This window comes from Azospirillum baldaniorum, assembly GCF_003119195.2.
Taxonomy (GTDB): domain Bacteria; phylum Pseudomonadota; class Alphaproteobacteria; order Azospirillales; family Azospirillaceae; genus Azospirillum; species Azospirillum baldaniorum.
Map to the genome: position 1 here is coordinate 1,256,975 of NZ_CP022253.1, position 19,137 is coordinate 1,276,111.

17 protein-coding genes and 2 tRNA genes are annotated in these 19,137 nt (G+C 69.5%); 8 read left to right on the forward strand and 11 right to left on the reverse strand.

Features of this window, described 5'->3' with window-relative positions; genetic code table 11:
• Positions 1–13: 13 nt before the first annotated feature.
• On the forward strand, positions 14–1,906 hold the full coding sequence (locus tag Sp245p_RS05880) for a sensor histidine kinase (protein ID WP_275042712.1): 1,893 nt from the start codon (positions 14–16) through the stop codon (positions 1,904–1,906).
• 115 nt (positions 1,907–2,021) lie between these two features.
• On the opposite strand, the gene Sp245p_RS05885 is transcribed toward Sp245p_RS05880, so the two are convergent.
• Positions 2,022–2,483, reverse strand: a complete 462-nt coding sequence (locus Sp245p_RS05885) for an Hsp20 family protein (protein WP_014241011.1) — start codon at positions 2,481–2,483, stop codon at positions 2,022–2,024.
• Positions 2,484–2,762: 279 nt separating this feature from the next.
• Between Sp245p_RS05885 and Sp245p_RS05890 the strand changes: the two genes are divergently transcribed.
• The gene (locus Sp245p_RS05890) at positions 2,763–3,170 is read left to right on the forward strand and encodes a DUF1465 family protein (RefSeq protein ID WP_041811155.1); all 408 of its coding nucleotides are present in this window, start codon (positions 2,763–2,765) and stop codon (positions 3,168–3,170) included.
• 83 nt (positions 3,171–3,253) lie between these two features.
• On the opposite strand, the gene rpmE is transcribed toward Sp245p_RS05890, so the two are convergent.
• Positions 3,254–3,478: a 50S ribosomal protein L31 gene (rpmE, locus tag Sp245p_RS05895; RefSeq protein WP_014241009.1), complete on the reverse strand. Its 225-nt coding sequence runs from the start codon at positions 3,476–3,478 to the stop codon at positions 3,254–3,256.
• A gap of 323 nt (positions 3,479–3,801) precedes the next feature.
• Between rpmE and Sp245p_RS05900 the strand changes: the two genes are divergently transcribed.
• Both Sp245p_RS05900 and Sp245p_RS05905 read left to right on the forward strand, forming a co-directional pair.
• Positions 3,802–5,634 (forward strand): ABC transporter transmembrane domain-containing protein, encoded by a 1,833-nt coding sequence (locus Sp245p_RS05900; protein WP_244947629.1) that lies wholly within the window; start codon positions 3,802–3,804, stop codon positions 5,632–5,634.
• A gap of 57 nt (positions 5,635–5,691) precedes the next feature.
• Positions 5,692–6,489, forward strand: a complete 798-nt coding sequence (locus Sp245p_RS05905; RefSeq protein ID WP_109138403.1) for a DUF2243 domain-containing protein — start codon at positions 5,692–5,694, stop codon at positions 6,487–6,489.
• A gap of 15 nt (positions 6,490–6,504) precedes the next feature.
• Here the strand turns inward: Sp245p_RS05905 and Sp245p_RS05910 are convergent, their stop codons facing one another.
• A complete protein-coding gene (locus tag Sp245p_RS05910) occupies positions 6,505–8,031 on the reverse strand; it encodes a class I SAM-dependent methyltransferase (RefSeq protein WP_014241004.1) in 1,527 nt (508 codons plus the stop codon).
• Positions 8,032–8,340: 309 nt separating this feature from the next.
• On the opposite strand from Sp245p_RS05910, the gene Sp245p_RS05915 reads away from it, so the two are divergent.
• Positions 8,341–8,416 (forward strand) — tRNA-Lys (locus Sp245p_RS05915).
• A 74-nt stretch (positions 8,417–8,490) separates the two neighbouring features.
• Positions 8,491–8,566: transfer RNA gene (locus tag Sp245p_RS05920), tRNA-Lys, on the forward strand.
• Between the two features lie 86 nt (positions 8,567–8,652).
• Here Sp245p_RS05920 and Sp245p_RS05925 read toward each other — a convergent pair.
• The 7 genes from Sp245p_RS05925 to Sp245p_RS05955 all read right to left on the reverse strand — a co-directional run bounded on the left by Sp245p_RS05925 (position 8,653) and on the right by Sp245p_RS05955 (position 14,951).
• Positions 8,653–9,108 carry a MaoC family dehydratase gene (locus tag Sp245p_RS05925; RefSeq protein WP_014241002.1) on the reverse strand — a complete coding sequence of 152 codons (456 nt, stop codon included), beginning with the start codon at positions 9,106–9,108 and terminating at the stop codon, positions 8,653–8,655.
• Positions 9,109–9,328: 220 nt separating this feature from the next.
• Positions 9,329–9,691 carry a CtrA inhibitor SciP gene (sciP, locus tag Sp245p_RS05930; RefSeq protein WP_425321498.1) on the reverse strand — a complete coding sequence of 121 codons (363 nt, stop codon included), beginning with the start codon at positions 9,689–9,691 and terminating at the stop codon, positions 9,329–9,331.
• A 175-nt stretch (positions 9,692–9,866) separates the two neighbouring features.
• Positions 9,867–10,595, reverse strand: a complete 729-nt coding sequence (locus Sp245p_RS05935; protein ID WP_014241000.1) for a flagellar hook assembly protein FlgD — start codon at positions 10,593–10,595, stop codon at positions 9,867–9,869.
• Between the two features lie 40 nt (positions 10,596–10,635).
• On the reverse strand, positions 10,636–12,678 hold the full coding sequence (locus tag Sp245p_RS05940) for a flagellar hook-length control protein FliK (RefSeq protein ID WP_014240999.1): 2,043 nt from the start codon (positions 12,676–12,678) through the stop codon (positions 10,636–10,638).
• A gap of 224 nt (positions 12,679–12,902) precedes the next feature.
• Positions 12,903–13,418 (reverse strand): hypothetical protein, encoded by a 516-nt coding sequence (locus Sp245p_RS05945; protein WP_014240998.1) that lies wholly within the window; start codon positions 13,416–13,418, stop codon positions 12,903–12,905.
• Positions 13,411–13,818, reverse strand: a complete 408-nt coding sequence (locus Sp245p_RS35460) for a rod-binding protein (RefSeq protein ID WP_014240997.1) — start codon at positions 13,816–13,818, stop codon at positions 13,411–13,413. Before Sp245p_RS35460 ends, Sp245p_RS05945 begins: the two co-directional genes overlap by 8 nt.
• A complete protein-coding gene (locus Sp245p_RS05955) occupies positions 13,818–14,951 on the reverse strand; it encodes a flagellar basal body P-ring protein FlgI (protein WP_041811896.1) in 1,134 nt (377 codons plus the stop codon). Before Sp245p_RS05955 ends, Sp245p_RS35460 begins: the two co-directional genes overlap by 1 nt.
• A gap of 297 nt (positions 14,952–15,248) precedes the next feature.
• Between Sp245p_RS05955 and Sp245p_RS05960 the strand changes: the two genes are divergently transcribed.
• Both Sp245p_RS05960 and dksA read left to right on the forward strand, forming a co-directional pair.
• Positions 15,249–15,665: a flagellar assembly protein FliX gene (locus tag Sp245p_RS05960; protein ID WP_014240995.1), complete on the forward strand. Its 417-nt coding sequence runs from the start codon at positions 15,249–15,251 to the stop codon at positions 15,663–15,665.
• A gap of 189 nt (positions 15,666–15,854) precedes the next feature.
• Complete coding sequence (dksA, locus tag Sp245p_RS05965; RefSeq protein WP_035675009.1) at positions 15,855–16,274, forward strand: RNA polymerase-binding protein DksA; 420 nt, start codon at positions 15,855–15,857, stop codon at positions 16,272–16,274.
• A gap of 78 nt (positions 16,275–16,352) precedes the next feature.
• Here the strand turns inward: dksA and Sp245p_RS05970 are convergent, their stop codons facing one another.
• Positions 16,353–18,971, reverse strand: a complete 2,619-nt coding sequence (locus tag Sp245p_RS05970) for a tetratricopeptide repeat protein (protein ID WP_052584284.1) — start codon at positions 18,969–18,971, stop codon at positions 16,353–16,355.
• Between the last annotated feature and the right edge of the window lie 166 nt (positions 18,972–19,137).

The following is a 19,137-nucleotide window of genomic DNA, read 5'->3' on the forward strand; positions in this document are numbered from 1 at the left end:
GGAATGGTGTTCTGTGCGGAGTCTTGAGCGGTATGTTCATGCCCTGATGGCCAACGCCGGCGACATCGTCGCCGTGCTGTCGTCGGACGGTCGGTTCATCGATGTGGGAAGCGCGTGCCTTCGCGTGCTTGGCACCCCTGCGGAGGCGCTGCTGGGGACACCCGTACTGGAACACGTGCATCCGGACGACCGGGAGGAGGCTGTCCGACGTCTCGCCCGCTGCGGCCATGGCGCATCCGTCGAGGACGGCGGTCCGTTCCTCTGCCGGGTGCGCCACGCGGCGGGCGGGTGGCGCCATATGGAGACGACGGCGTTCAACCGGCCGGACGATCCCAAAGTCCGGGGAATCGTCATCCACGCCCGCGACGTGACCGACCGGGTGGAGACCGAACAGCGGCTGCGGGCGAGCGAAGCGCTCTACCAGACGCTGGCCCGCTCCGCCCCGGTCGGCATTTTCCAGACGGATCGGGACGGCGGCATCGTCTTCGCCAACCCGCGCTTTGCCGCCATCGCCGGGTTGTCTCCCGATGCCCTGTCCGGCCATGCCTGGCGCGCGTCGCTGCATCCGGACGACCGCAAGCGGCTGGAGGCGGATTGGGCGCAGGCCGTGGCGGCGGGGCTGCCGGTTCTGCTGAATCTGCGGTTCTGCGCAACCGACGGCACGGTCACCTTCGCCCTATGCCAGGGCTCGCCGCTGACCGATGCGGACGGGCGGGTGCAGGGCTGCGTCGGCACGCTGACCGACATGACCGAATATGTGCGGACCGCCGACGCCCTGCTGATGGCGGAGGCCCGGACCAACGCCATCGTGGACGCCGCCGCCGACGCCATCGTCACCATGGACGGGGAGGGCATCGTCCACAGCTTCAACCCGGCGGCGGAGGCGATGTTCGGCATCCCGGCGGCGGACATGCTGTGGAGCCGGATCGACCGGCTGATCCCTGACATGGTTGGTCTGCTTCAGGATGGCGGGCTGGCCGTCTACCAGCCCGGCGGCGAAGCGCATGGCGCCGGGGCCGTACGGGAGGCCGTGGCGGTGCGGGGCGGTGACGGCGATCGCTTCCCCATCGAGGTGTCGGTGAGCGCGGTCGAGACGGGCGGGCGCCGCGTCTTCACCGGCATCATCCGCGACATCACCGCCCGCAAGCGGAGCGAAAGCGACCTGATCGCGGCGAAGGAAGCCGCCGAGTCCGCGGACCGCGCCAAATCGACCTTCCTCCAGGTCATGAGCCACGAACTGCGGACCCCGCTGAACGCGGTCATCGGCTTCGCCCAGGTGATCGAGATGCGGCTGCTTGGGACGGGGGAAGTCGACCGTTACATCGACTATGCCGGGTCGATCCGTCAATCCGGCGAGCATCTGCTGGCGATCATCGACGACATCCTGGACATCACGACCATCGAGGCCGGCGGGCTGCGGCTGAACGAAACTCCCGTCGAGCCGTCCGCCCTGGTGGGGGAGGCGCTGAACCTCGTCGCCATCCAGTCGGGCAAGCGCGGCGTGCCGATCCGCATCGATCTGGAGGATGGCCTGCCGACGCTGTTCGGCGACGCGCTTCGCCTGCGGCAGGTGCTGGTGAACCTGCTGTCGAACGCGGTGAAATTCTCCAATCCCGGTGGGACCGCCGTCGTCCGCGCGCGCTGCGGGAGCGACGGCGGGGTGGAACTGTCGGTGACGGACACCGGCATCGGCATCGCGGCGGAGGATCTGCCGACGGTGATGACGCCCTTCGCCCAGGTCGACCAGTCGATGGCGCGGCGCTACGAGGGAATGGGACTTGGCCTGTCCATCTCGAAGCGGCTGGTCGAGGCGCATGGCGGCACGCTGCGCATCGACAGCGCGCCGGGGCAGGGGACCACGGTGACCGTGGCCTTGCCGCCGAGCCGGGGAATGGACGATGCGTGACGGGGGCGGCGACGGATCGCTGCGAACGCAAAAACGGCGCCCCGGTTTCCCGGGGCGCCTTGTCGACGCGTGATGCGCTGGTGCGTGATGCCTTGCGGTTACGCAGCCTGCGCGGTTACGCAGCCTGCTGGGTCAGCGCGGGCTTCGCCGTACCGGTGGTGCCGATCTGAATGGTCCGCGGCTTCATCGTTTCCGGCACCTCGCGCACCAGATCGATATGGAGCAGCCCGTTCAGCAGATTGGCGTTGCCCACCTTGATGAAGTCGGCAAGCTGAAAGCGGCGCTCGAAAGCGCGGCCGGCAATACCCCGGTAGAGGAATTGGCCGGTCTCCTGTTCCTTCTTAGCTTTCCCTGTGACCACCAAAGAGTTCTGCTGAGCGGTGATCTCCAGATCCTCCGGGCCAAAGCCGGCGACGGCCATGGTGATCCGGTAAGCATCGTCGCCCGTCTTCTCGATGTTGTAGGGCGGGTAGGACGCGGCGGCCTCGTCGCCGGTCATCGCGTTCTCCAGGAGACGCGAGAGGCGGTCGAACCCGACGGTCGAACGGAACAGGGGCGAAAGGTCGTAGGAGCGCATGACATATCCTCCAAAAGAGCGATACAGCGATCGGGGACCACGATCATCGTCGGTCCCTCGGCTTGCGGATCCGGCGAACCCCAACTGGGCGTCCGCCGATACCGCGACAGATAAGCGAGCGTTCTTCCCGTTCAAGAGCGCGCTTTTCGAAATTCACCGGACCGCGCCGTCCCCGGCCATAGGGCGGAAGGCGGGGCTCCACATCCACAAACCGATTGTTAATCAGTTGCGGCGAGGCTCGGAATCGGGCCATCCGGCCGCGGGAGGGGTACGGCCGTGATGGAAACACCGACCTTCTTCAACGGGACTTATGATGAGACGATGGCGCTGCTGATCGAGGCGCGCAATTACATCGCCTATCATGACGCCGCCAGCCATCGGGCGCTACCGCCCCATGTCCGGCTTCAGATCTCGTACGAATCGATGCGGGTGACCAGCCGGCTGACCCAGGTCATGGCTTGGCTGCTGGCGCAGAAGGCCGTCCATGCCGGGGAAATGACCCGCGAGCAGGCGGCGAGCGACGATTTCGCCCTGTCGGGAGGGGACATCTGCACCGATCCCTCCGGCCCCGACAACGAGCAGCTTCCGGAAGGCCTGCGCAGCCTTCTGGAGCGCAGCCACCGGCTCTACATGCGCGTCGCCCGGCTGGACGAGCGCGCCCGCGACGCGGTGGCTCTGGCCAGCTGACGGTCGGCTTTCTCAAAAGCCGCAAACGCGAAAAGGGCGTCCGGCGAACCGGACGCCCCTTTTCGTTTTGCGGACGAAGAAGATTACTTCTTCAGGCCGAAGCTCGCGAAGCGCTTGTTGAACTTGGCGATCTGGCCGCCCGTGTCCAGCAGCTTCTGCACGCCGGTCCAAGCCGGGTGCGACTTCGGGTCGATGTCGAGGCGCAGCGTATCGCCCGGCTTGCCCATCGTGGAGCGGGTCTTGAACGTGCTGCCGTCGGTCATCACCACGTTGATCTCGTGGTAGTCGGGATGGATATCAGTCTTCATGGCCGGGGTTCCTGCAAAGCGAGCGCGGTCTATAGCAAAGCATGCGGCATGATGCAACCGCGTTCCTGCGCCGGAAAGGCGGGTGGTTCCAAACCACCGCCGCTTCGCTCTGCCACCCCCATCCTTCACCACGGAGACACCGGGGCACAGAGGATTCGAGCGTTTTCGGAACGCGGCGGTCACGGCGGGTTCTCCACGTCTTTGTGACTGTATGGTTCAATCGGGTGGCCACACCATACCTTGTTCATAGGCCCACCCCTTGCTATATGCCGGGTTTGCCCCCGTGCACCGCCTGCACATCGTCCTGCCGCTGGGGAGCCCCGGTGTCCCGTCATTCGTCGAAATCCGATCCGGTGTCCGAAGGGGCGCCTTCCTCCGCGTCGCGCCGGCGCAACCTGTCGCCGCTGCGCCGGCTGTTTCCTTTCCTGTGGCCATACCGGTTGCAGATTCTGGGCGCCATGCTGGCCCTGACCGTTGCCGCCGGGACCGTGCTGGGGCTGGGGCAGGGGATGCGCGTCCTGGTGGACCAGGGCTTCGTCGCGGGCGATTCGGCCCTGCTCGACCGGGCGCTCCTGGTTCTGCTGGTGGTCATCGTGCTGATGGCCGCCTCGACCTTCGGGCGCTTCTATCTGGTGAGCTGGATCGGCGAGCGGGTGGTGGCCGACATCCGCCGCGCCGTCTACAGCCATGTGGTGAAGCTCTCCCCCGGCTTCTTCGAGACCACCAAGACCGGCGAGATCCTGACGCGCCTGACCACCGACACCGAGGTGCTTCAGACCGTGGTCGGCTCCTCCGTCTCGATCGCGCTGCGCAACACGCTGATGTTCGTTGGCGGCACGGCGATGCTGTTGGTGACGTCGCCGAAGCTGGCGGGGCTGGTGTTCCTGGGCGTGCCGGTGGTCATCCTGCCGATCATCATCCTGGGGCGGCGGGTGCGCGCCCTGTCGCGGGCCAGCCAGGACAAGATCGCCGACCTCGGCTCCTTCGTGGAGGAGACGCTGGGCGCCATCCGCACGATGCAGGCCTACACGCATGAGACCATCGACCGCAGCCTGTTCGGGGCGCGGGTGGAGGACGCCTTCGCCACCGCCCGGCGGCGGGTGACGGTGCGCGCCATCATGACGATGATCGTCATCGTGCTGGTGTTCGGTTCGGTCGGCCTCATCCTGTGGATCGGCGGACATGACGTGCTGGCCGGGCGGTTGACCGTGGGGCAGCTCTCGGCCTTCGTCATCTATTCGGTGGTCGTCGCCGGTTCGGTCGGGGCGATCAGCGAGGTGGCCGGCGACCTTCAGCGCGCCGCCGGCGCCACGGAGCGGCTGTTCGACCTGCTGGACACCGAACCGGAAATCCGCGCCCCGGCCAACCCGCGCGCCCTGCCGGAACCGGCGCAGGGGGCACTGTCGTTCCGCGACGTGCGTTTCCATTACCCGTCGCGCCCGGACTGGGCGGCGCTGAAGGAATTCTCCCTGGAGATCGAGCCGGGCGAGACGGTGGCCCTGGTCGGCCCGTCGGGCTCCGGCAAATCCACGGTGTTCCAGCTTCTGCTGCGCTTCTACGATCCGCAGGCCGGAGCGGTCACCCTGGACGGGGTGGACGTCCGCGACGCCGATCCGGTGGAGGTGCGGCGGCGGCTCGGTCTCGTGGCGCAGGACCCGGTGGTCTTCTCCGCCAACGCCTGGGAGAACATCCGCTACGGGCGTCCGGACGCCAGCGACGCGGAGGTGCTCGCCGCCGCCGAGGCGGCCCACGCGCTGGAGTTCCTGCAGGCGTTGCCCGAGGGGCTGGACACGTTCCTGGGCGAGAAGGGCGTGCGGCTGTCGGGCGGCCAGCGCCAGCGCCTGTCCATCGCGCGGGCCATCCTGCGCGACCCGCCGGTTCTGCTGCTCGACGAGGCGACCAGCGCGCTCGACGCGGAGAGCGAGCGCATGGTGCAGGACGCGCTGGACAAGCTGATGACCCGGCGCACAACGATCATCATCGCCCACCGGCTGGCGACCGTCCTGAACGCCGACCGGATCGTGGTGATGGAGCAGGGGCGCGTCGTCGCCACCGGGCGCCATGCCGATCTGGTCCGCGAGGGCGGCCTCTACGCCCGCCTTGCGGCGCTCCAGTTCGACCGTGCGGCGGACGAGGCCGGGCTGGTCAGCGGGTAAGGAGCCCCTCGGGCGCCTCATCCGGAACCCGTCCGCGCTTGCGGCGGTTGTCCGGCCATGTCCTCAGACACGACGCATTCTCCTTCACCGGCGCGGGCGGCCGCGGGGTTTCCCTGGGCAGGCTACCTGCTGGGCTTCGCGCTGGGCGGCTTCTTCGACGGAATCCTGCTGCATCAGGTGCTGCAGTGGCATCACCTGCTGTCGGCGGTCGAGTCCTCCGCCGTCCAGGACATCCGCGTCCAGATCCTGGCGGACGGCCTGTTCCACGCCGCGATGTACGTCGTCGCGGCCGGCGGCCTGTGGCTGCTCTGGCGGAGCCGGCACCGCTTCGCCGAGCCCGGGGCGGACCGCCAGATGTTCGCCAACGCGCTGATCGGCTTCGGCGCCTGGCACCTGATCGACGGCGTCCTGTCCCACTGGATTCTCGGCATCCACCGCATCCGCATGGATTCGGCGAACCCGCTGCTCTGGGACCTGCTGTGGTTCGTCGTCTTCGGCGTCGCCGTCGTCGCGGCGGGCTGGCGGCTGCGGCGTGGCGGGGGAGGAGGCAACGGTGGCCGCGCGGTGCCCGTCGTCCTGACGCTGGTGGTCCTGATCGCCGGGCCGGTCGCCGCTCTGCCGCCGCCGGGCGTGACGACGGTGATGGTGCTGTTCAAACCCGGCACGACGGCGCCGGACGTCTTCGCCGCCGTGGCGGCGGTGGACGGGCGGACGGTCTGGCAGGACCCTTCCGGCCAGCTCTGGGCCATCGACCTGGGCGAGGCCGGCAGCCCGACGGCGCTGTACCGGCACGGCGCCCTGCTGGTCAGCAACACGTTGCTGCCGACCGGCTGCCTCGACTGGTTCCGGACCTGACGCGCCGCCTCCCGGTTACGCCACGCCGAGGCGGCGCAGGGTGGGCAGGCGCAAGCGGGTGAAGCGGTCGAACCGGGCGCGCAGCTCCGCCAGATTCGCCTCCTCTCCGTCGAGCCGCGCGCCATCGCGCGACAGGACGAGCCCATCGGCCGACAGCGCTTCCCAGGCGGTCGCCGCGGGGTCGGCGCCGCGGCGCCGGGCCAGCAGGAACAGCGCCTCCAGCCGCGACACCGCGACGCCGGAGCCGAGAACGGGCGACGCCAGCGTGTCCAGCGTGTCGTCGCGGCGGTTGCGCTCCAGGATGGCTGCGTTGAAGCGGTCGCTCTGGAGCGCGCGCGCCACCTGACCGGCCTCGGGCAGGGCGGGCGCCGCCAGCGCCAGGCTGGTCAGGATCATCAGCGCGCGCAGCACGGCCTCCTCGCCATAGCGGGCCAGGGCGGGAAGGGCCGACAATTCGGCCAGCGTGGGCGTGCCGGCGGCCAGCGCCTCGGCCAGCGGGCCGTGGAGGTCCTGCGGCAGGGGCACGCGCCCGACCGGGGCCAGGATCACCTCCGGCAGATCGTCGGGTGGCACCAGAAGGGCGAAGCGGGTGGCGCGCAGCCGGTCCCGCCGTTCCGCCGCGGTCAGCCGCCCGGCGCCTTTCACAAACAGGTCGCGGCGGAAGGCGCGGTTGGTCAGCAGGTCGCGCAGCGTCTCGCGGTAGGCTGGGTCGCGCGCCTCGGCCAGCAGGGGCAGGGCATCCGGCGGCAGGGACAGCTCGTCCATCTGCTCCATCGGGACGGCGGGACCGGCGAAGTCCAGCTTGGCCGCCGCCAGTTCCCGCGCCACGTTGGCGTGGTAGAAGGCCGTCCAGTCGCGGTTCAGATATTCATGGGCGATGTAGTTGGGCGATTTGCGCTTCAGCGAGTCCAGCCGCGCCGGCAGCGCGTCGGCCTGGGCGAACCAGCCGGCGTTGAGGGCGGTCAGGCGGCTGGCGAAAGCCACGGCCTCCTCGATCCGCTCCGGCAGCGGGCCGGTGCGGTCGGCGCAATGCTCGACCAGGACGCGGCGCAGCGGCATGTAGGCGAGCGTGCCGGGCAGGGCGTTGTAGCTGACGAAGGCCAGCCCGCCGGGCTTCAGCCGCCGCTTCAGCAGGTCCACCAGAATCGCCCGGTTCTCCGCGCTGACCCAGGACCAGACGCCGTGCAAAGTCACGATGTCCAGGTTCTTGGCCCCGCCTTCGGCGTATTCGGCGAAGCTCTCCTCCAGGAAGGCGGCGTTGCCCAGCCCGGCCTCGGCGGCGAGGCGCTGGGCGCCGGCGATGTGGCCGGGGTTGAAGTCCACCGCCTCGAACCGGGCGTCGGGATGGCAGCCGGCCAGGACGGCGCTGCTCACCCCCTGGCCGCAGCCGATCTCCGCGCAGGTGAAGGACCCGGCGAGGTCCATCGGCGACCGCCAGCCGCGCAGGGTCAGCGCGAAGGACAGCAGCGCCGGCGACAGTTCCCGATAGAAGGCGTGGATGTAGCCGATTCCGCCCACATAGCCCTCGGTCCAGCCCTGCATCGTCTCCACTCCCTCCGTCCACCGGTCCTGCCGTCCGCTGGGGAAGGGTGATACCGCCGGGCTTGGCCGGCTGTCAAAGAAGGCGGCCGAAGAGGGCGGTTTTGAGGGGTGTGTGCGGAGCCGGAATGAGCCCCGCAAAAAAATGCGATCCTATCCATTTTGGTATCGACAAGCCTCGGACCCTTCGTTATAAACCGCGCCACACCGGCCGGGACGACGGCTTGGCCGGACAGGAACCCTAGTCGATACGGTCAGGCACCCCCTGACGCAGAGACGAAGGCTCCGGTGCCGGTGTGAACGAGAAGTGATGGGCGCATAGCTCAGTTGGTAGAGCAGCTGACTCTTAATCAGCGGGTCCAAGGTTCGAGTCCTTGTGCGCCCACCATCACTTTCCGGATCGAAAGGGATCGTTCCCAGGACTCCTTTCACGCCGCCGGATGCTTCGCTCCGGATGGGAATGGGCGCATAGCTCAGTTGGTAGAGCAGCTGACTCTTAATCAGCGGGTCCAAGGTTCGAGTCCTTGTGCGCCCACCATTCCCGAGACAACGGCACGACAGCGACGCACACAAAAGGGCTGCCCTCGGGCGGCCCTTTGTGCGTTTGGGGCTCTGCTTACGCTATCAACCCTTATCGGTGCCGGGGCGGCGGGGGACGAGCAGGTTCGCGGTCATCTGCTGCACGGTCTCGCCGTCCTGGTTGAGGGTGATGGTGCGCACGCGGGCGATGCCGCGGTCGGGGCGCTTGGCCGACACGCGGACCTCCAGGATCTCGCTCTCGATGCGCAGAACGTCGCCGGGGCGGGTGGGCTTGGGCCAGCGGATGTCCTCCACCCCCATCCCGACGAAGCCGCCGGCGAGCGCGCCGTCTCCCGTGACGATCATCCGCATGGTCAGCCCGGCGGTGTGCCAGCCGCTCGCCGCCAGCCCGCCGAAGACGCTGTCCCGCGCCGCCTCGGGGTCGAGGTGGAAGGGCTGCGGGTCGAACTGCCGTGCGAAGGCGACGATGTCCTCCTCCGTCACGGTCACCGGGCCGCCGTTGAAGCGGTCACCGGGGGTCAGGTCGTCAAGATAGCGCATCGGTCGGCGGACTCCCGTGGGTGGCGGCACCGTCGCTTTGCGTTAACCTTTGCGGGGCGGGAATGAAAGCGATACCTGCCACGTAAAAATTGCAAAGCAGCCGGGACGCAAAATGTCGGGGCGGAAAATGCCTGCCGACAAAGCGCCGGGACACAAAACAACGACGCCGCAGGGCGGGCCTGCGGCGGTCTGGTCCGGTCGGACGGCGACCGAAAGTCGCTTATTCGGCGGCGGTGCTGGCCATGCGGCTGCGCACGGACGGTGGCGGCTGGTTCCCACGATAGTCCTGCAGCCGCGTGGCGCGCAGGCCCCGCATGCCGTGGCTGTCGATCAGCCGCTGCCAGGACAGGAATTCCTCCACGGACAGGGTGTAGCGGCGGCACGCCTCCTCGAGGCTGATCAGCCCCGAACGCACGCCGGCCACGACCTCCGCCTTGCGCCGCATGACCCAGCGCTTGGTGTCCGGAGGGGGAAGATCATTTTCTGTCATCGGCCGTCCTGCTGGACCGATGACCGACGCTCCACTGGAGCCATCGTCGCTCATTTCAAGCTCGCGAGATGACATGCGCGGACGCTCCACCATCAGCAGTGTATTCCACGATTTGGTGGTAACCTACCCCTTCTCCGCTTAACAAAAGCCTAAACGATAGGGTTAATGTTTTAAGCATAAAAGGCATGGCGCATAGGCCCGTCCGGACCCATGCCCATGCCTTTTTCCAGGCGTTTGGACGACCCCTATGAGGGTGAGGGCGAGACCCTCAGTACACCTTGGAAAGCTTGGACAGCGGAACCTCGACGCTGCCGACGGAGACCACGGTTTCGCCGTCCTTGTTCGATCCGATGCCGTTGACCGTGCCGAAGGTGAAGGGGGTCGCCTTGATGATGTCGTCCTTCTTCTCGGACACCGGGGCGATGTTCAGGCGGTACTGGCCCGGCTGGACGGCGTTGCCGCCGTCGTCCCTGAAGTCCCAGTTCACGACATGCTTGGTGCCGGCGGTGGTCTCGCCGGTCATCGACCGGACGACGCGGTTCTTGCTGTCCAGGATGTCGACGCGCACCGACTTGGCGGACTTCTCCAGCTCGTAGGCCAGCGGGGCCGCCGTCATGCCCTGGGTGTAGTCGAAGCTGTCGCCCTCGAAGGTGACCGTGCGGCCCAGATAGGCGAGGTTGGTCGAGTTGGTCGAGGCGTTCTGCAGCTTCAGCAGCTTGTCCAGGCGGCTGTTGCTCCCGATGTTCTGCTCCACGTTCGCGAAATCGACCAGCTGCTTGGTCATGTCGTTCGTGTCCATGGGCTTCAGCGGGTCCTGGTTCTGCATCTGCGTGGTCAGCAGCTTCAGGAAATGCTCGAAGTTATCGCCCAGCCCCTTCACCGCGGTGTCGAGCTTCTGCTCGTCGGCGGTCTTGGTGGTCTTGGTGGAGGTGTCGGTCTTCGTCTTGGCCTGGTTCAGGTTCCAGCTGCTGCCGTAGTCGGTGTTGGTGGTGGCCATGGTCGTCGTCCTTCGCTGGAATGGCTGCGGCTGGTCTGAATCAGGCTTGGATGTCGACGCGGCCCGGGGCCAGCGTCAGGGTGTAGGCAGCCTGAGCATCCTCCACTTCGCCCGTGCCGCCGCCGAGGCCGCGGCCCCGCCGGCCAGAGCCGCCTTGCCGTCCCGAGTCCTGGAACGATTGGCCGCCTTCGCCGCGCAGGCTGAAGTTGAGGCTGTTGCTGTCCGCCTTCAGCCCGGCATCTTGCAAGGCGCGTTCCAGATTGCGGCTGTCCCGCTGGAGCAGTTCGAGGGTTTGGGCCTTTTCCACGGCGACCGACGCGGTGACCCGTCCGTCCTGGCCGATTTCCAGCTTGATGTCGATGCGGCCCAGCTCGGCGGGGCGCAGGTTGATGGTGAAGTGGTCGTTGCCGTCCGACACGTTCTTGCTGATGTGGACGGCCACCTGATCCTGCACGCCCATCGGCAGGCCGGCGGACCCGCGGGACGGGCGAAGCTGGGCGGTGGTCAGCCCTGCCTCCACGCCGCTCGCCGTGTGCACCCCTTCGATCCCGGCGAAGACCGGGTGGGTCGGGGTCGCGGGGTGGGGCGTGCCGTCGGCCGGCGGCGGCGTGTCCGCGGCGGCCGCCGCAGCGGCGGCGGTCAGGAACGCGCTTTGCCCGGCAGGCTTTGCCGGGTCGGCAACCGGTGCCTGGGGGGCCGGCGGCTGCGCCAGGCCGGCGTTGCCGTTCGGGTCCGGGTTGCCGCGGTTGCCGGCGTTGGCCCCGGCATCGCCGTCCGCCCCGGTCCGGGTCGAGCCCTTGGCCTTGGCCGCGGCGAGATCGGTCAGGGATTGCGGCAGCGGCGCGCTGTCGTCGTTCGGCAAGTCGGCAACGGGGAGGGCGCCGGGGGACAGCGCGTCGGCGGCCTTCGCCGGCTTGTCCTTGGCGGCGGCGTCCTTGGCCTCGGCGTGGGGTGCGAGGATCTCGGTCTGCGGGCCGCCCGCCGGGCCGGCCGGTGCCGGCACGGCGTCCGCCATCGTCGGGGACGCTTCCGCGACCGGCTTGGCCGCCGCGGCGGCCTTCACGGATTCGTCGGAGGTGACCTTGACCTTGCCATCCTGATGAGGAGCGGCGGCGGTTGCCAAGGCGGCGGCCAAGGCTGCAGCGGTCTCGGCGGTCTCGGCGGTCTCGGCGGTCGGGGCGGCGGAAGGAGCATCCGCGTCGTCAGGAGTCGGAGCGCCGGGTGATGTGGCCTCGACCGCACCGTCTTCCGTCGTCGTGTTCGCCGCTTCGTCATCCGGCGTGCCGATGGCAAGCGGGGCGACGGCCAGCGACAGGGCGGCATCGATGCCGGTCAGGGTGGTGGACTGGTCGGCGGTCACCAGTTCCACGGTGGTCTCGGTTACGGTGACGGTCAGATCGAGGATCACAGCCTTGCCATTCCCGTCCTCCGCGGGCTGATTGCCGGCCCCATCCTGTGTGGTGCCGTCATCCATCGCGCCGTCGGTCTGGTCCAGCGAAACGTCCTCCGGCGTGTCGGCGCGGACGGTGGCATCGGCGAGCGCCGGCTGTCCGGCGGTGTCGTCCCGTGCCGTCTTGGCGCCGGCGGCCTTCGCATCCTTGGCAGCGGCGTGGTTCGCGACGGCAGCCTCGCGCCGTTCGGTGCGCGCTGCGTGTGCGTCATCCCCGGCCTTGGCCGCGTCGGACGCGCGGGCGTCCTTGCGTTCGGCGGCGCGTTCGGCGGCGCGCTGTGCTGCGGCCTGGGTGGTGGCGTCGGGGGACTGGCGCGGCTTGGCGGGCTCCGCGCGGATGGGTTCGGGGCGGGGGGGCGGGCTCCGCTCCGTGGCCTTGCGCTCCGCGGCCCGGTTGGCGGCGTCCCGGTTGGCGGCGGCCTGTTCGGCGGCACCCGCCGCGACGTTGCGCCGTTCCTGGGCGGTGGCCTCCGCCTGGACCTGATCGCGCTTGCGGGTGGAGGCCTCGCTGATCAGCCGGTCCATCATCGAGGCGAACTTGTCGCTTCGCGGGGCCGTGTTCTGGCTGGAGGAGGTCTGGCCCCGGACCAGGCTTTCGAACGCGGAGGGCGCGGAGTTCGTTTGGATGGCCATGGAACGGTTTCCCCGAAGCGGACAGGTGCACCCCATCCGGAAGCAACTAACGGGCCAGTCTCAGGCCGGCGCTGGCGGGTCCGATCGCGATCCCGCGCCCGGCAGTTCCGTCCGCCAGCCGGCAAAATCCGCCGGGTGGCCGGCGCTTCTTGCCGGACCCGGCAACGCCGAAGGGCCGCCCGGTCGGACGGCCCTTGCGGCGGATTGCGGTGACGCCGGCGGCGTCAGAGCCGGGTGTTCAGGGTGGCGGAGGTGGACGGCCCGTGGCTTGGCGTGACGTAGGTCGCGCGGGGCGGAACCGGGGCGGTGCCATAGGCGGGGGTGGTGGTCTGCCGGGCGCGGTTGATGGCGCCGACCACGGTGTCCACCAGGATCTTCTGCGCCGCGCTGTTCCGCCGGAGCGCGTCGGCGTTGGCGGCGGACGCCTCGTACAGGCCGCGCGTGGCCTCGCGCAGCTGGGCCTTGGCCTCGTCGGGCAGGGCGGCCATGCCGTCGCGGTCCACGCGCAGCAGGCGCGACACCTCCTCGTAGACCAGCATCATCGGCTGCTTCTCGCGCCCCAGCCGGGCCAGCTCGGCGCTGGTGCAGTGCCGCATCACGGCTTCGGTCTCGCGCGCCAGATGGACGCTCAGCCGGTTCATCAGCTCGACCAGAGCGGCGGCGCGTTCCTCCGCGTTCTTTGGCAGATTGGCGGCGGGAGCCTTCGACGGCTGCGGGAAACGGACGTCGACCTTATCCATGGTTGCCCTCCTGTGCGCGCAGAAGCTCGCGGTAAACCTGATCGGCGATGCCGAACCCGCCGCTGCGGGACACCTGCTTGCCGTATTCGTTGGTCAGCATGGAGCGGAACATTTCCTCGGCATGGCCGCCGCCGAAGTTCTGGTCCACTTCGATCCCGTCGAACATGTGGCCCAGCATCTGGGAGACGAAGACGCTCTCGAACTCGTTCGCGGACTGGCGGATCTTGGCGCGGATCGCCGGGTCCACCTTGCTCTCCGCGCTTTTGGGATCGACCAGATCGGTGCGCACCGCCGTCCGGAAGCTCGCCTGGGCGCCGGACGGCCCGCCGTTCTGGACGCGCTCGGCGGCCGCGGGCAGGCGCGGGGGCGGAAGGCCGGGAAGGGAAAGCGTCGTATCCATCAGATCACCTCGATCTCCGCCTGCAAGGCTCCGGCGGCCTTGATCGACTGAAGGATGGCGATCATGTCCCGGGGGCCCACGCCAAGCGCATTCAAGGACTGTACCAACTCCTGGAGCGTCACCCCGGAATTCATCACGGCGAGGCGGTTGTTGGACTGGTCGTCCACCTGGATGTCGGTGCGCGGCACCACGGCGGTCTGCCCCTGGCTGAAGGGGCCGGGCTGGCTGACCTGCGGCGTCTCGGTGACGCGGATCGTCAGGTTGCCCTGGGCGATGGCGACGGTGGAGATGCGGACGTTCTCGCCCATCACGATCACGCCAGACTTCTCGTCCACCACCACGCGGGCGACCTGATCGGGGGTGACGCGGAGCTGCTCGATCTCGGTGATCAGGCCGACGATGTCGCCGCGCCGGGCCTCCGGCACGCTCAGGAGGACCGAGGAGGGGTCGGTGGCCTGCGCCCGATTGCCGCGGAGCTGGATGTTGATGGCGGTCGCCACGCGCTGGGCGGTGGTGAAGTCCGGGTTGCGCAGCGACAGGCGCAGCACCGGCAGCTCGGCCAGCGAGAACTGGATCTCACGCTCGACGATGGCGCCCGAGGAGATGCGGCCCGAGGTGGGGACGCCGCGGGTCACGCTGGCGCCCTGGCCCTGGGCGGAAAAGCCGGACACCGCGATCGGCCCCTGGGCCACGGCGTAGACCTCGCCGTCGGCGCCCAGCAGCGGGGTGACCAGCAGCGTGCCGCCGAGCAAGCTCTTCGAATCGCCCATCGCCGACACGGTGGCGTCGATGCGCGTGCCCTGGGCGGAGTAGGGCGGCAGGGTCGCCGTCACCATCACCGCCGCCACGTTCTTGGTGCGCAGGTTGGTGCCGCGGGTGTTGACGCCCATCCGCTCCAGCATGCCCACCAGGCTCTGCTCGGTGAAGGGCGAATTGTTGAGGCTGTCGCCCGTGCCGTTCAGGCCGACCACCAGGCCGTAGCCGATCAGCATGTTGTCGCGCACGCCCTCGACGTCCACCACGTCCTTGATCCGCGCCGAGGAGGCCGAGGCCGGCGCCGACAGCGCGAGCAGCGCCGCGGCCAGCGCGGCCAGCATCGCGACCGCGCGCAGCAGGACGGCGGCGCGGGGCATGGCGGCATGGCGCAGGGCGGCGCGGGGCAGGGCGGTGGCGGTCATGGCGGGGACACTCCTCAACGGCTGTCCCTTCCTATACAAACGGCGTGCCAGAGCCGCGGATGGCAGGCAAAGCGCAGGACCGGCAAGGGGAAGCGGCGACGCCGGATGAAAAGGCCGGAAATTGGCACCGCGCCCGACCGCTTTATGTCACGGAAGCGGGGCAATTTTTGCCCGATTGCGGCAAACCTTGACCGGATGTTAAGGTGCTTCCATCTAGAGTATCGCGCTTTTCCGAAACCGGTTGCACGGAACATGAAAGTCGAAGGCCCCGGAAAACTTCGCGGCAGCAGCTCGGTCCGGCGCACGGGGAAGGCCGAAGGCTCGTCCGGTGCGTCCTTTTCCAAGCAGCTCGTCGGCGAGACCAACACCGCGCAGGGCGTCCACGCCGCGGCGCCGCTGGCCGGCATCGCCAGCGTGCTGGCGTTGCAGGAGGTGGACGACGCCACGGCCCGTGCGTCGCGTGGCAAGATGCGCGCCGAGGAGATGCTCGACAAGCTGGAGGAGATCCAGCACGGGCTTCTCGCCGGCACGCTTCCGGCACAGAAGCTGATGGACCTCGTGAAGGTGGTGCAGTCGCGCCGCGTCCATGTGGACGATCCGCGGCTGGCCGACATTCTTGACCAGATCGATCTGCGCGCCCAGGTCGAGCTTGCGAAGCTCACCCCCTGAGCGCGGTTTCCGGCCATAGGACCGGCTTTTCGGCATCGGCCGTACGGCCATCGCCGAACCTTTCACAAAACTTTGCTTCTCCAAGGGCTTGTTCGCGCTTCGATAGGCGAAGCGCAGGGTTGCGGTTGCCGATGCGCCTACCTATACTCCGCGCCGCCCGGATCACCCTTTTGCGTTGGATGCTCTCGGATGTCGTCTCCGCTTCTGCCTAAGAACTACACCCCGTCGGAAGACGAGGAGTTCATGAATCCCGTGATGCGGGAATATTTCCGCCAGAAGCTGCTGCGCTGGCGCGCGGAGCTGCTGGCCGAATCCAGCGAGACCCTGAGCAGCCTTCAGGAAGGCGGCATCCAGGAACCGGACATCGCCGACCGCGCGTCGGCCGAGACCGACCGGGCGCTGGAACTCCGCACCCGCGACCGCGAGCGCAAGCTGATCTCCAAGATCGACGCGGCGCTGGAGCGGTTGCAGGATGGGTCCTACGGCTACTGCGAGGAAACGGGGGAGCCCATCTCCGTCCGCCGCCTCGACGCCCGCCCCATCGCGACGCTGAGCCTGGAAGCCCAGGAGCGGCACGAGCGCATGGAGCGCACCCAGCGCGACGACTGACGCGGCGGCTATCCTCGCTGTCTCGGGCCTCGCTGTCTCGGGCAAGCCCCCACCGATCCCGGCGGGGGCTTTCGTCCGTCAGGAGGTGCCGTCGCGGCGGTGGATCACCGCCAGACCGGCCATGCGCTCCGCCCCGACCAGTTCGCTGAGGCTGTCGTACAGCTCCACGCGGCCCATCGCCGATTCGAGGGCGCGGCACTCCGCCGCCGCGATGTGCGGGCTGTCGATCCGGCCGTTTTCCATGAATCCGCGCAGGACATCGAGCGTCAGACGGTCCTCGGGGCGCTCGACGTCCGGGGGCTGCCAGTTCAGATCCTCGATGACGTAAACCCCGCCGGGGCGCAGCCGTCCGAACAGGGCAGCCAGCGTCATCTGCTGATGGCGCGAGGCGTGCGAGCCGTCGTCGATAACGATGTCGAAGGGGCCGTCCTCCTCGGCCAGACGCCGCAGGCCGGCGGCGTCGCCCTGATCGACGCGCCGGGTCGTCACCCGCCCGCCATCGAAGGCCGAAAAGTCCTCGATGTCCGCGCCGACGAGGGCGGCGTTCGGGAAATAGCGCTCCCACATGCGCAGGCTCGGCACGTCGTCCTGCTTCCAGCCCTCGACCCGGCCGCGGCACAGGCCGATCTCCAGGATGCGCAGAGCCTCGAACCGCCGCGGCGCGAACAGCGCGTCATAGACCCGTGTGTAGTGATGCCCCAGCCGCTCGCTGCCCAGGCGGGGCCCCTTGTCGGAATGAAAGCGCATGGCGAGGGCCGACAGGGAGGCGTCCGCGTCGTGCAGGGCGGCCAGCCGGCCCAGCACCGACTCCGCGTCGGCGTCCTCCGCCGGCGGTCCGCCGGGACCCCACATGCCGTTCCACAAATGCACCCCGGCGACCCGCTCGTCCGACAACAGGGCCAGCGCCCGTCCGCCGGGTTCGGCCAGCCAGGAATGCTCCGTCCAGTCGACGGCGTTGAAGACCGTCGGGGGCAGCACGCGGTCCAGCAGGTCCCGGCCCGGCCCGGTCAGCACGTAGCGGCTGAGCAGCAGCGGGCCGACCGCGCCGAAGCGGCGGTCGCTGCCGCTCATCAGGATGCGCATCGACTCCTCGAACAGCCGGCGCATGTGGACCGAGCCCCGCGGCGCGCGGATGGCGTCGCCGACCAGGGCGTGGCCGGCGTCCAGGCCGTGCCATTGCGAGCAGAACAGGTGGCCGGTGCCGAAGCTCAGCGGCTTCAGCAGGACGACGTCGGTGTCCAGCCACCAGCCGCCGAAGGCGTGCAGGGCGGCATAGCGGAAGATGTCGCTGAAATAGCGGATCTCGGCGCTGCGGACGCACAGGTCGTAGACATGGTGCGGCACCACCGTTCCGGCGTCCTCCACCCGCACGCCATCCGGCACCCGGCCGAGCAGGGCGGGGTCGCCGTAGCTGTACAGATGCACCGGGTGCCCCTGCGCCACCATGGAGCGCAACGCCAGCCGTGCCCCGGCGTTCAGCGGCGCGCCCGACCAGAAGGTGGTGATGCGGTCACGGGTCTCGGTGTCGTGGTGGCGGACGCGCAGATGCGGGTTGAAACTCCGTGCCGCGGCGTTCCGCCGCTCCGGATGGGAGGCTTCGGCCAGGAAGGGCATGGCTTCGGCGGTCGCCCGGATCAGCGCGTCCAGATCATCGTCGCCGGCCGGCGCGGAGCCGTTCGCCAAACGGCGCATCCGGCGGTGCAGAAGGCCGGCGGCGAACGGGTCGCCCCGCCGGCTCCGCAGGACGGACAGGGTGGCCAAAGCGCCCTCCGCCGCCGGGTCGAGCGCGAGGGCGCGCCGGCCGTCGGCTTCGGCCGACTCCGTGCCGCCGGCGTCCATGCGGCAGACCGCCCGCGCGCTCCAGCCCGCGGAGTCGGCGGGAGCGCGCTCCAGATGGGCGGTGTAGAGCGCGTCGGCCTCCGCAAGGCGTCCTTGGCGCAGGCGGGTGGCGGCGAGGTTGCACAGCGGCTCGGGCCGCTGCGGTTCGAGCGCCCGCGCCCAACCGAGCCGCCGGGCGGCTTCGTCGGGATCATCCCCGCTGTCCGGCGCGCGGGCCAGGATGCCGAAGAAGGCTGGGGACAGCGCCAGGGCGCGGCGTCGCGCGGCCTCGGCCCCGCGGACGTCTCCCGACCGTGCACGGGCGTCCGCCAGATGGTACCAGGATTCCAGTGCGGTGGAGTCGGCCCGGACCGCGCCCTCCAGGACGATCGCGGCTTCCGCCGCGTCGCCGCCGGCCAGCAGCAACCGGCCGAGATGGGTGGCGGCGCGGGCGTCGCCGCCGTCGGATGCGCCGTCCGACGTCAGGGCCGTCCGGTAGGCCTCCCGCGCCTCCGCGTGGCGTCCAAGCCGTTCCAGCAGGATTCCGGCGTTGAGCGCGGCGTCGGTCAGCGCGGGGGCCAGGCGCGCGGCCTCCCGGTAGTCGGCGACCGCGCCCTCCAGGTCGCCGGCTTCCTGACGGGCCATGGCGCGGTGCCGGAGCAGGTCGGCTCCCGGCGCGCGGGCCAGCGCCTCGCCGAGCAGGGCCGCGGCTTCAGCGAAGAGCCCGGCCTGCGCGTGAATGATGCCCAGCAGATGCCAGGCGGTTGCCTGCTCCGGGTCGGCATCGAGGATGCGCCGGCACAGAATTTCCGCCTCCGCCGGGCGTCCAGCCTGGTGGTGGTCGAGCGCGATGGTCAGCGCTTCTTGAATGGTTGCCATGACGCCAGTGGTCTTCAACCGCATGGCCTTGTCAACAGGAGAGTGGCGGGACGGAGGGGAGCCCGGAGCCGGCGCGTTCCGGTCATGGAATGAGAAATGGGCGGCCTGCCCCTCTGTCGGAGCTTGGTTCGCTCGGGCCGGCCGCGAGCCCGCTGCAAGGAGCCGT

Coding starts and splice junctions, on each gene's coding strand:
- Sp245p_RS05885 (WP_014241011.1), bottom strand. CDS start 2,483: ATGCGCTCCTACGACCTTTCGCCCCTGTTCCGTTCGACCGTCGGGTTC.
- Sp245p_RS05890 (WP_041811155.1), top strand. CDS start 2,763: ATGGAAACACCGACCTTCTTCAACGGGACTTATGATGAGACGATGGCG.
- rpmE (WP_014241009.1), bottom strand. CDS start 3,478: ATGAAGACTGATATCCATCCCGACTACCACGAGATCAACGTGGTGATG.
- Sp245p_RS05905 (WP_109138403.1), top strand. CDS start 5,692: ATGTCCTCAGACACGACGCATTCTCCTTCACCGGCGCGGGCGGCCGCG.
- Sp245p_RS05910 (WP_014241004.1), bottom strand. CDS start 8,031: ATGCAGGGCTGGACCGAGGGCTATGTGGGCGGAATCGGCTACATCCAC.
- Sp245p_RS05925 (WP_014241002.1), bottom strand. CDS start 9,108: ATGCGCTATCTTGACGACCTGACCCCCGGTGACCGCTTCAACGGCGGC.
- sciP (WP_425321498.1), bottom strand. CDS start 9,691: ATGGTGGAGCGTCCGCGCATGTCATCTCGCGAGCTTGAAATGAGCGAC.
- Sp245p_RS05935 (WP_014241000.1), bottom strand. CDS start 10,595: ATGGCCACCACCAACACCGACTACGGCAGCAGCTGGAACCTGAACCAG.
- Sp245p_RS05940 (WP_014240999.1), bottom strand. CDS start 12,678: ATGGCCATCCAAACGAACTCCGCGCCCTCCGCGTTCGAAAGCCTGGTC.
- Sp245p_RS05945 (WP_014240998.1), bottom strand. CDS start 13,418: ATGGATAAGGTCGACGTCCGTTTCCCGCAGCCGTCGAAGGCTCCCGCC.
- Sp245p_RS35460 (WP_014240997.1), bottom strand. CDS start 13,818: ATGGATACGACGCTTTCCCTTCCCGGCCTTCCGCCCCCGCGCCTGCCC.
- Sp245p_RS05955 (WP_041811896.1), bottom strand. CDS start 14,951: ATGCCCCGCGCCGCCGTCCTGCTGCGCGCGGTCGCGATGCTGGCCGCG.
- Sp245p_RS05960 (WP_014240995.1), top strand. CDS start 15,249: ATGAAAGTCGAAGGCCCCGGAAAACTTCGCGGCAGCAGCTCGGTCCGG.
- dksA (WP_035675009.1), top strand. CDS start 15,855: ATGTCGTCTCCGCTTCTGCCTAAGAACTACACCCCGTCGGAAGACGAG.
- Sp245p_RS05970 (WP_052584284.1), bottom strand. CDS start 18,971: ATGGCAACCATTCAAGAAGCGCTGACCATCGCGCTCGACCACCACCAG.